The organism is Candidatus Omnitrophota bacterium, from assembly GCA_028717245.1.
Lineage (GTDB): Bacteria > Omnitrophota > Gorgyraeia > Gygaellales > Profunditerraquicolaceae > JAGUYA01.
The window spans coordinates 1-10,503 of sequence record JAQUOD010000017.1; the positions used below are offsets into that span (position 1 = coordinate 1).

Annotated in this window: 12 protein-coding genes; all 12 read right to left on the reverse strand. The window is 45.7% G+C overall.

What is annotated here, in order from left to right; translation table 11 throughout:
- Positions 1–443 precede the first annotated feature (443 nt).
- Positions 444–947, reverse strand: a complete 504-nt coding sequence (locus tag PHV44_07335) for a hydrogenase 3 maturation endopeptidase HyCI (GenBank protein MDD5593075.1) — start codon at positions 945–947, stop codon at positions 444–446.
- Positions 916–1,275 (reverse strand): 4Fe-4S binding protein, encoded by a 360-nt coding sequence (locus PHV44_07340; protein MDD5593076.1) that lies wholly within the window; start codon positions 1,273–1,275, stop codon positions 916–918. The genes PHV44_07335 and PHV44_07340 overlap by 32 nt, the downstream gene beginning before the upstream one ends.
- Before the next feature lie 14 nt (positions 1,276–1,289).
- Positions 1,290–2,228, reverse strand: a complete 939-nt coding sequence (locus PHV44_07345) for an NADH-quinone oxidoreductase subunit H (GenBank protein MDD5593077.1) — start codon at positions 2,226–2,228, stop codon at positions 1,290–1,292.
- On the reverse strand, positions 2,228–3,463 hold the full coding sequence (locus PHV44_07350; protein MDD5593078.1) for a nickel-dependent hydrogenase large subunit: 1,236 nt from the start codon (positions 3,461–3,463) through the stop codon (positions 2,228–2,230). The genes PHV44_07345 and PHV44_07350 overlap by 1 nt, the downstream gene beginning before the upstream one ends.
- The gene (locus tag PHV44_07355) at positions 3,456–3,935 is read right to left on the reverse strand and encodes an NADH-quinone oxidoreductase subunit C (protein ID MDD5593079.1); all 480 of its coding nucleotides are present in this window, start codon (positions 3,933–3,935) and stop codon (positions 3,456–3,458) included. The genes PHV44_07350 and PHV44_07355 overlap by 8 nt, the downstream gene beginning before the upstream one ends.
- Before the next feature lie 12 nt (positions 3,936–3,947).
- The gene (locus PHV44_07360) at positions 3,948–4,391 is read right to left on the reverse strand and encodes an NADH-quinone oxidoreductase subunit B family protein (protein ID MDD5593080.1); all 444 of its coding nucleotides are present in this window, start codon (positions 4,389–4,391) and stop codon (positions 3,948–3,950) included.
- A 3-nt stretch (positions 4,392–4,394) separates the two neighbouring features.
- Entirely contained in the window at positions 4,395–4,727 is a 333-nt protein-coding gene (locus PHV44_07365; GenBank protein MDD5593081.1) for a hypothetical protein, read from the reverse strand.
- Between the two features lie 8 nt (positions 4,728–4,735).
- A complete protein-coding gene (locus PHV44_07370) occupies positions 4,736–5,056 on the reverse strand; it encodes an NADH-quinone oxidoreductase subunit K (protein MDD5593082.1) in 321 nt (106 codons plus the stop codon).
- Complete coding sequence (locus tag PHV44_07375) at positions 5,049–5,540, reverse strand: hypothetical protein (protein MDD5593083.1); 492 nt, start codon at positions 5,538–5,540, stop codon at positions 5,049–5,051. The genes PHV44_07370 and PHV44_07375 overlap by 8 nt, the downstream gene beginning before the upstream one ends.
- A gap of 1 nt (position 5,541) precedes the next feature.
- Positions 5,542–6,909, reverse strand: coding sequence for a proton-conducting transporter membrane subunit (locus tag PHV44_07380; protein MDD5593084.1), 1,368 nt, complete (start codon positions 6,907–6,909; stop codon positions 5,542–5,544).
- Between the two features lie 86 nt (positions 6,910–6,995).
- Complete coding sequence (locus PHV44_07385) at positions 6,996–8,831, reverse strand: proton-conducting transporter membrane subunit (GenBank protein MDD5593085.1); 1,836 nt, start codon at positions 8,829–8,831, stop codon at positions 6,996–6,998.
- Entirely contained in the window at positions 8,828–10,276 is a 1,449-nt protein-coding gene (locus PHV44_07390; GenBank protein MDD5593086.1) for an NADH-quinone oxidoreductase subunit L, read from the reverse strand. Before PHV44_07390 ends, PHV44_07385 begins: the two co-directional genes overlap by 4 nt.
- Positions 10,277–10,503: the final 227 nt, after the last annotated feature.

Consider the following 10,503-nt stretch of genomic DNA (forward strand, 5'->3'; position numbering starts at 1 on the left):
TCCTGCGTAGCCATTATAATGTCCTTTCCTGCCATATGATCCTCCTTTGGAAAGGATCATTATAGCAACTTTGGAACAGGACATTTTTGCTTTGCTAAAAGCGGACATTATTGTATTGCGATTACAGAAACTTTATTTCTACCGGCTGCCTTGTCTTGTTTTCTCGCAGGGACTTTAAATTATCCCCTGCTTTTAGGGTGTGTGCTCGTCAAATTTTCCTCGCCCACACCCACTCGCGGGGTCCCCTTTCAAATACTGCTCTAAACCAAGCCAAGCTATCCGCTGAAAATAACCTGTTAATATATAAATGAACCTGGCGGTTTTCGAGCGAACGTTAGTGTTTAGCGGGTGACGCGGGAGATGCCTCGAGCCAAATTTGGCGAGAGGCGCTCACGCGGCAGGACCCGCTACCTCATAAGCGAGAAAAGCGGCAGATTCATTTATTAGTTTTCGCCTTTTATAATTCCCTTAATCATAGCCGCGATGTCTTTCGCGGATTTTATTACTTCTTTAGAAGGAGAAGCGCCGAAATCAAGCGCCTTTGGCTGGATACCGATAATGATTACTTTGCAGCGGAGAGATTTAACCAGATAATCCGCTATTATTTTCGGCGGCAGCTGATGGGTGCAGAACGAAATGCCACCAGTCTCACCCGGGTCAATCAGGGTAACCGCGCCTGGCTCCTTTTGGCCGTCAGCGGCATCCACTATTATAATATGCGTGGGGCAGAATTTTTTTATTTCTCCGGTGAGGTTCTCCGGCGCGGTATTGCCCAAAAAAACTTTAAGCCGCGCGCGATTATCCGATTCTACGCAAGCTTTCTTTAGTTCGCCGGCCACAAGTAAACCCACTGCATCGTCTGCGCGTAAATCCGAGCCTACGCCCAATACCGCGACCCTTTCGGCGCCTTGCAGTTTATTTTTTAGAGTTGTTTTCAGGCTGCGCACGAAAAACCACCCTTAATTTATGTGCATCTAACTGCGTTAACTCTACGTCTTTTGTGGATTCAAGTGCCTTTTTAGGGCAGGAATCAACGCACTGACCGCAATATATACACCTGTCTAATTCTATAACCGCTTCAAATTTGTTATCCTCTAACTTATTAATCGTAATGGCCTGCGTCGGGCAATCCCTCATGCATAATTTACAGCCGATGCACCTTTCAGGATAAAATTTAAGTTTACCGCGAAAACCCGGAGGCATCTGTAGTTTCTGCGCCGGGTAAAGATTAGTAGCAGGCTTTTTCATAATATGGTTTAAAACCTCTTTGAGCATTTTCCCCGGCCTGATCATAAGAGTATCCTCTTTAATACCAGGTTGGCTAGAAGCTGCAGGAGCGCAATCGGGACCATAATCTTCCAGCAAAAATTAATCATCTGGTCAATACGTAAGCGCGCAAAAATAGTCCTGAGTAAAGAAAGCAAGGCTATAATAAAAAATATTTTTATTACAAATACGGTAAATCCCAAGAAGGGATTTAGCATTAAGCCAAACGGCAGGAATACCGCTGCCAACAGCGCAGAACCCACTACCATTTCTATATCTAAAGCCATCCTTAAAAACGCCAGCAGTTTACCGCTGTATTCCGTAAGGCAACCGGCCACAATCTCCGTTTCTGCTTCAGGGATGTCAAAGGGCGTTTTTTCCAATTTACCCAATAGCGCAATTAACGACACAACAAAACCGATCAGGTTAAACAATAGGTAATAGGGGTGCTGGTTATAAAAAATAGTCATTTCAGATAATGACCAGCTATCCGAAAGCAGCGCCGCAGACAATATCCCTATGAATAGCGGCACTTCATAGGCAAATAATTGCGTAATCGCCCGCACAGAACCGACCCTGGCAAATAAAGAAGTGGAATACCACCCGCCGATAAAAAACGCCAGCGTAGGCAGGGTTAAAAGATAAAGTATAACTATAATATCCCCGCTAAAAGAAAATAATGGCTCTGTTTTCCAGAGAGGGATATAAAAAAACGCAGTTACCGCTGCAGTCAGGGCGAATAAAGGCGCCAGAGAAAACATCCGGGAATTAGCTTCGCAGGGGATTAATTCCTCTTTGCCTAAAAGCTTAAGGAAATCTGCGCAGGTCTGAAACCATGGCGGGCCAACCCTGTTTTGCAGCCTGGCATGCAGCTTTCTGTCGATAAACTCGGCGGCCAGGCCGAAAAGAACCAGAAAACATAATCCGGGAAATATTAGAATCGCAAAGAGTGCTTGAATCATTATCCCTTTATCCTCTCTGAAAACTTTTTATTTAATGCACGGAAATCTATACCGCGGCTGCGGTGCCATTCTATACTATAGGAATGCAGTGCCTGCCAGCTGATAACCTCATTCTTTCTCTTATTCGGATATTCAATTGTAACTAACCTATCAGTGCAGGAAAAACAGGGGTCTATCGCGGCTATCACAATAGGCATATCCGCAAGATAACGGTCCGCGAGCATATGCTTGACTGCCTGAATATTGGCCAGGGTGGGTGCCCTGACCTTGACCCTTTCGGGTTTCTCCGTACCGTTTGATTTAACGTAATGCACATCCTCCCCGCGCGGGGCTTCGTAACGGCTTAAGGCCTCTCCGGCAGGAATCTGACGGGGCGCCTTTATTGAGATAGGGCCATCAGGCATTTTCTGCAGGACCTGACGGATTATCTGGTAAGACTCCATCAATTCTTTTACCCTGACGATTGTCCGGCCATATACATCATTATGCATATCAGTAACCACCTCAAAACGGATATCGCCGTATGCCGCATAATGGTCATCGCGCCGGACATCACGGTTTACGTTTGAGGCGCGGGCAGTCGGCCCGACCGCATCCAGCCTTAGCGCATCCTCATAGGATAATACCCCTACTCCCGATAGCCTCTTTCTGATAGTGACTTCTTCTGTCGCCACCTCGATATAATATTTTGTCCTCTCCTCCAGGGTCTTTATTCCGCCTAATACCTTCTCTGCCTGTTCGCGGGTAATATTGCGCCTGACCCCGCCGATGGTATTTATGCCGTAATTCACGCGGTTACCGGTCAACTCCGCCAGCATATCCATCACAATCTCCCTGTCCCGCCAGGCGTACATCAATAAAGTATCAAAACCTATTTCATGCCCGGCTACCCCCAGCCAGAGCAAGTGGCTATGGATACGCTCTAATTCTGCGATTAAGGTGCGGATATAAAGGGCCCTCTTGGGTACCTCTAATCCGGCTATCTCCTCTACCGCCTGTATAAAACAAGTGGAGTGCGAATGCGAACATATGCCGCAGATACGCTCAATAAGATACATATCCTGTATATATGTCCTCTCTTCACATGCCTTCTCTATTCCGCGATGGTTGTATCCCAGCCTGATATCCACGCCCATAATCTTCTCGCCCTTCAACGCAACGCTGAAACTCTCCGGCTCTTTCAGGGCAGGATGCTGCGGGCCAAGGGGAATTTTAAATTCATTGGAATTATGCATGGTTACTCTCCTTTTTATCCGCTTGCGTATCCGGCTTCCAATCTTTACGCAGAGGAAATTGCCCGGCCGGCCAATCATCCGTTAAAGGATAACGGTTCCCTTCTGGCAAACCCACAACCTTTGCGCCGAATAAATCTACTAACTCCCTTTCGTAAATCTCTGCGCCGGGAAAATAAGGAGTGATGGTTTTTAAAACAGGGTTATCTCTGGATACGCTGATTTTAATGTTCAGGAGAATTCCCCTATCCTGCGCCAGGTGATAAATAAAACTTAACTTATCCTGCTCATCCAGCCCGGTAATAGTGCACAAATGCGGAAATTCTAATTTCTCTACTGCATAAGAAAGGACTGGCGCCAGGTTATCCGGGCTAAGCTCAAGGAATATGCGCTTTGGCCTGGGGATGATAATCTTACCTTCCAGATAACTGAATTTACTGGTTAAGTCCGCCCTGATATCTTCTTCCTTGGACATTGAGCGCCTCCCTTATTTTTTATTACCGTCATCAAGGCTGGCCAGTAATTTTACTACGCCGTCGATGATCGCCTTGGGGCTGACCGGGCAACCGGGTATATAGGCTGAGACAGGAATAGTAGAATTAATCCCTGCCTTTACATTATAGCAGCCCTTAAAGACCCCTCCGCTGCAAGCGCAGCCGCCTACTGCCACCACAAACTTAGGTTCAGCCATTTGTTCGTAAATCCTTACCAGCCTCTCCTCTATTTGTTTTGTTACCGGCCCGGAACAAAGGAGCACATCCGCATGCCGGGGGGTGCCTTTAAGCTGCACCCCAAAACGCTCCAAGTCATAACGCGGGGTGAGGGCGGCAATAATTTCTATATCGCAGGCATTGCATGCGCCGGTATTAAAATGGAGTATCCAGGGAGATTTTATCCTCGCCCAGTTGACTGCCTTCTTAACCATGCCCATCAATCAATCCCTCAATAAAATTAATAAGCCGATTACTGCTCCCGTGATATAGATTACCGCTATCGCCAGCGTCTCTACGGTCTCCCGGGGTACGCTGGTAATAATCAGCGTAGTTACGTGCGCCAGGGTAAAGAAAAAGGCAAAAGGGAAAAAAGTGCTGTAGTCCGGCTGAGTCATATGGTCGTAATTTTTCTCGCCGCAGGCATAAGGCTGACCCGAGCCCGGTGCTGCCTTACCCGCACGGAAGGAAATCCGGGAGAAGATACGCGAGAGTAACCAGGAGACTAGAAGAATTATCAGAAAAGCTACCGGCGGGCTCAATAACCATTTAACCATATTTAACCTTAACCTTTTATTTCCCTGATATTCCTGACGTCCAGGGAATTATGACGGCTGCGGATACCCAGCACTATGCCTACCGCTACCGTCATCACCACCGCCTCTATGACTATCAGCGTGATCACTAAACTCTGGGTCAATGCCTCATGCCCGTTAATATATCCGACGACTATCAAGAGAAGAGTTGCGGCTTTAATCAGAAGCTCAAGGCCAATCAATACCCTGATAAGATTATAGGTAAGAAAGACGCAATAAAAACCGATGATGGAAAGCATGATAATAAAAATACCGAAAGACCAGAATAAACGCAGGATTTCGCTACTCATTTTTTTTCACCTCTTTAAATAAGATGACCACCCCGAAAACTCCGGCCAGAAGGATTATAATCTGGCCTAATAGATCCAGCTGCCTTAAATTCCATAATATTAACCGGGCATCTTTTTCTGCCGCAGCAGCGGGCAAACTCCAGTCTATTTTTATCTTGATAAAACTTATGGCAATGCCTGCGGCTACGACGCAAAATGGCAGATACTTAAACCTGGCCAGCCGCTCTTTCATATGCTTAAGTATCTCCTCGTGGGTCAAAGGGTGAGTGAGGCTAATAGTGCTGATGAATAATACCGAAATCAAACCCGTGCAGACCGAAAGTTCAAAGACTCCTGCTAAGGGCGAATCAAGCCGGAACATAAGTATGGACAATATTGCGCTGGTCAGGGCCAGGCCGATGGCAGAACGTAAGAGGCTCCTGGTCATCACCGTCCAGAGGCCGGCTAAAATCAAGGTAATCAGAATAAAGGTATTTACTGCCACGCTATCCCCCGAAAATATTACCTATCGGTAAAAGAAAAGTATTCAACAGCAAAGGAAAACACAGGCCCACCCCCACTATTACCGTTGCCAAGATGACAGCCGCAAGAGAAAAGCCAAACTCCGCTTCCTTTATATAGGCGAACTCTTCGTTTAATTTACCGAAGAAGACTCTCCTCTGCATGGAGAGAAAATAAGCCAGCGTAAGGATACTCCCTGCTATTGCTATCAGCGCATAGCCATGATAACCTGCCATCCAGAGGGCCAAAATAATAATAAGCTTGCTCCAGAATCCGGCAAGCGGCGGTATCCCTGCTCCGGAGAGGCTGGCTAGAACCGAAGTAATGCCGGTCAAGGGCATGCGGGAAGCCAGGCCGCCCATTTTATTCATATCCCTTATTCCGGTCTGTGATTCTACTGCTGCGGCGTTCAAGAACAAGAGCGATTTAAAAACCGCGTGATTAAAAAGATGGAATACTGCTCCCGCCATACCGAGGGTTGTGCCGCAGCCAAAGCCCAATACGATATAACCCATATTACTGATACTGGAGTAAGCAAGCATTCTTTTAAAATCACGCTGTCCCAGCGCCCCCAGAGCGCCGAAGATAATCGAAATCGTACCGACCAGCATAAGTATATATGTAACGGAACTGGTATAACCGAATATCGAAGTAATCAGGCGGATAATGGTATAGGCGCCCAGCACTTTTATTTGTACGCCTGATAAAAGTATGGATACTGCCGCAGGCGCTGCAGAATGGGCATCCGGCAGCCAGGCATGAAAAGGCATAAGCCCTGCCTTTATGAAGAGCCCGCATAAAAATATGCCTATGGCAAACATAATCAGAAAATTATGCTTAGATGTCTCTAGCGCAGCCTGCACTATGGAAAAACTGGTAGAGCCTGAAACAAGCAAAAGCAGGGCAATCGCGGAAAACATCAGGATAGTAGCGACTACGGAAAGGACCATATACTTAAAGGCTGCCTCTAGGGCCTCGTTATTCTTTTTAAGAGCTACCAGAATAAGAGAAGTAACGGTAGTAACCTCCATAAAGACAAACAGAGAAAAAATATCGGTTGTCATGACCACGCCGTCCATGCCGGACAACATAATCAATAAGAGATTCACAAAATTAAACCTGTGTTCTTCGCCGGATATATCATACCTGCCTACGAGAAGCGATATAGACAAAACCATGCTTATACAAAGTAACATCGCGCGGCTTAAGCTATCTACCATCAGGTCAAACTTTAAGTGGGTGCCGAATACGCTCAAGCTATGGCCCCAGGCCTCGGGCGTAGCAAAAATAGCCAGGCCGGCCTGGCCGATGAAAAGCGCTAAAGCAAGCCAGAAAGCCGCTTTTTTCATCATCTGCCTGCAGGGTAAATTTAAAATAATTACGCTCAATAAAGGTATTACAATTAACACATGAGACATTGCTTTTTTCCTTTATAGAATTAAGGTGAAGACATTAAAAATAGTGTTACTAATAATACACCGGATAATGCCCAGGCCAGGTATCTGGCATAATTACCGTTATGCAGGCTCCTTACCCGGTTAGTCAAGGCATAGGCTAAAGCTACGATAAAATTACTATATATGTAATCTATCCACCTGTCTATGCGCCAGCTTATTTTTGAGATTAGCTTAACCGCCTTTAACCCGATTTCATAAGGATCAAAATATCCTTTCTCTGCCCGGTCATAAATCGCCTTTAAGATAGGCGCGTAACGGATATGGTCTACTGCTTTTAGCCCGCTCCCCTTCATTTTTACGCCAAAGAGATGATTTAGGAAAGCGGCGATCAATACTATTAAAGTGACGATGACTATTTTTATGTTGGTAGGCGCGCCGCTAAAACTATGGCCGTTCAACCTCTCTCCCGCGATAGGCTGAATCAAGTTATCAAGCGGCAGGTAATTCCATATCCCGAAAAGTATGCAACCACAAGCAATAATAACCATAGGGGCCAGCATAAAGAATGACGTTTCCTTAACGTTCTTGTGTTCTGCGTTTAATTTACCTAAAAATACCGCGTGGCCAAGTTTCAAAAAAGAGGCGGCGGTAAAGAAGGAACCGCCTACCGCAGCGATATAAAATATCCAGCCTCTCTCTAAAGCTGCCTCATATACCAGTTCCTTGGAAAAAAATCCGTTAAACGGCGGCACACCCGATATAGAGGCTGCGGTAATGATAAAACAAATAAAGGTAAAGGGCATCTTTTTACCTATCCCGCCCAGTCTTTCTAAATTTGCTGTACCAGTCTCTCTTGCTACGGAGCCGCTGGTCAGGAATAAACAGCTTTTATACATAGCGTGGTTAATCATGTGGAATAAGCCGCCCACAATCCCCGCTGAGACAGTAGTGCCAATACCTAAAATCATATAACCCACCTGGCTGATGGCATGGTAAGACAATAATTTTTTATAATCCTTCTGTATCAGGGCCATCATCACTGCCAGGATAATGGTCAAAGACCCTATCACCATCAGCATCGGGCTTATCCAGGAACCTGCGTTGAGTGTGAACATATCCAAAGATATGCGTGCCAGAAAATATATCCCTAAAAGTTTCTCCAGCGCCGCAGGTAAGAAGGCCATAAAAGGAAGCGGCGCATCTAAGGCTGCATCAGGTATCCAGCTGTGAAAAGGCATTGCCCCTGCCTTAGAGATAGCGCCAATCATCAAGAGCACAAAGGCAAGGCTACCCAATGTATTTAAGGGGAGGCTAATCTTTGAAATTGCCAGCGTCCCGGACAGATGCGCGGTGAGGGCTATACCCAGCATCATGCACAAGTCACAAATGCCCACAATAATAAATGCCTTAATTGCCGTCTTGAATGCTGCCCTGCTTGCGATAGCAATCATTCCAAAAAGAGCCAACAGCAGGCCTTCCCAGAAAAAAAGCATCAGGACAAGGTTATCCGCCAGCACTGCGCCGTTAGTAAAAGCCAGGGTGATTAAAAGGTAGGAATAAAACTGGTTTAAATTCTCTTTGCCGCGCATGAATACGCAGGAGTATAAGGCAATCAGAAAGGCAAAGGCTGCGCTGGCGATAATGATAAAGGCGCTAAAATGATATATCTTAAGTGAAAAATCTATCCCAAAACCCAGCCAGGGCAAAAAATAATTTAAATTAGCACGGAATAATATAAACGCAAGAAAAAGATTGGCCAGCGTTACAACCAATGCCAGCGTTTCCTTGATACCGCGCCATCTTTTAGTGATGGCCAAAACCAAAATCCCGCCTGATAAAGGTATAACTATGGGTAAAAGCAGGATTCTATCTATCATTTCACTACTCCTGACATCTGGCTAACGGCTGTTTTAACCAAGGCTGCGGGATAATTTATGAGAATCCCGCCAAAAAATGAAAGTAAAGCCAGTATGGCCACGGAAAAAACCATCACCCGGCCTGCTTCCTTTGCTGTGTTTATCTGCGGGTGGCCGAGGAATACCAGATAAAATACCCGGAAAAGATAAATAATAGTTAAGAATGCCCCGGTTAAAAATATACCTCCCAGCCACAACTGTTCAGTTTGCGCTGCGCCGGCAAAAATCATGTATTTACTAAAAAACCCTCCGAACGGCGGGATGCCCATCACCGAGAAGGCGCAGAATAAAAAGGATATTGCGGTTACCGGCATAGTGGTAATGAGCCCGCCCATAGCCGTAATATCTTTAGTCTTGGTATTCTGCTCCACTATGCCCGCACAGAGGAATAACCCTGCCTTGGCTATGCCATGCATGAGGATATATAAAAGCGCTCCCGTCACAGCTAATTCATTCCCTATGGCCAGGCCGAAAAAGATAAAACCTATCTGGCTAATAGTAGAATAAGCAATGATTCTTTTTAAATCCGTATCCACCAGGGCTGCCCCGGCTGAAACGATAGCGCTAGTGGCAGCGATAATTGGCACAGCCGTATGCCAGAATTGCTCCAGGGTAAAGGTCGCTAAGAAAAGCCGGGCAAAGACATACACCCCTATCTTCACCAGCACCGCAGCATGCAATAGGGCCGTAACCGGCGAAGGCGCAACACCGGCATCCGGCAGCCAGGTATGAAAGGGTAAAGTCGCGGATTTAGAAAAGATACCCACGAGGATTAAAAATACGGCCAGGTGAGAAAGAGGATTTACTTTTAAGGCCTGCCTGAGGATTAAAAGGTCAAAAGAACCTGCCTGTTGATAGATACTGATAAAACCGATAAGCATAATCAGGGCGCCTGAAACCGTGACCAGAAAAGTCTTATCCGCCCGTAACACATATGTTTTTTCCCTGAAGAAGCCGACTAAACGCCAGCTGGCGATAGCAGTCATCTCCCAGAATATATAAAGCAGGATCAGGTCAGCGGAAAAAATCAGGCCCATCATTGAACCTAGGAAAAGAGATACCATAGAGTAGTATTCGTTGCGGTTCTCATAATGCTCTATGTAATCAAAGGAATAAAGAACGATTATGGCGCTGATGAATGAGGATACGCAGGCCATAAAAACAGCCAGGCCGTCGGCAAGAAAAATAAAGTTAAACCCGGAGGTAAAGCGGCTGCTTATTAAGATTTCTTTGCCGGATGAAACCAACGGTATTATTGCCGCTACGCAGGCAAATGAGGTCAAAACAAACCCTAAGGCCAATGAATTCCTTAAGCGGGGAGAAATCCGGCCTGCTAATGGCAGGATAAACGCGCCCGCCAAAGGCAGAAAAACAGCCAGCAAGAGTATGATTTGTTCTTTCATCATTAATTTTCCTATAAATAAAAAATATTCACTCCCGCTTAGGAGAATGAATATTAGAATTAATATAACATAAAGAAAGAATTTGTCAAGGTAATCAAGGCCAAGTGTTATTGCAAGGCAAAAATGTCCTGTTTCTAGCAAAGCAAGAATGTCCGGTTTTCATGTTATTGTTAATAGTAGTTCTTTTTCTTTTGGGACGGACTTTTCTTTTTGTTCATACTGTGAATATT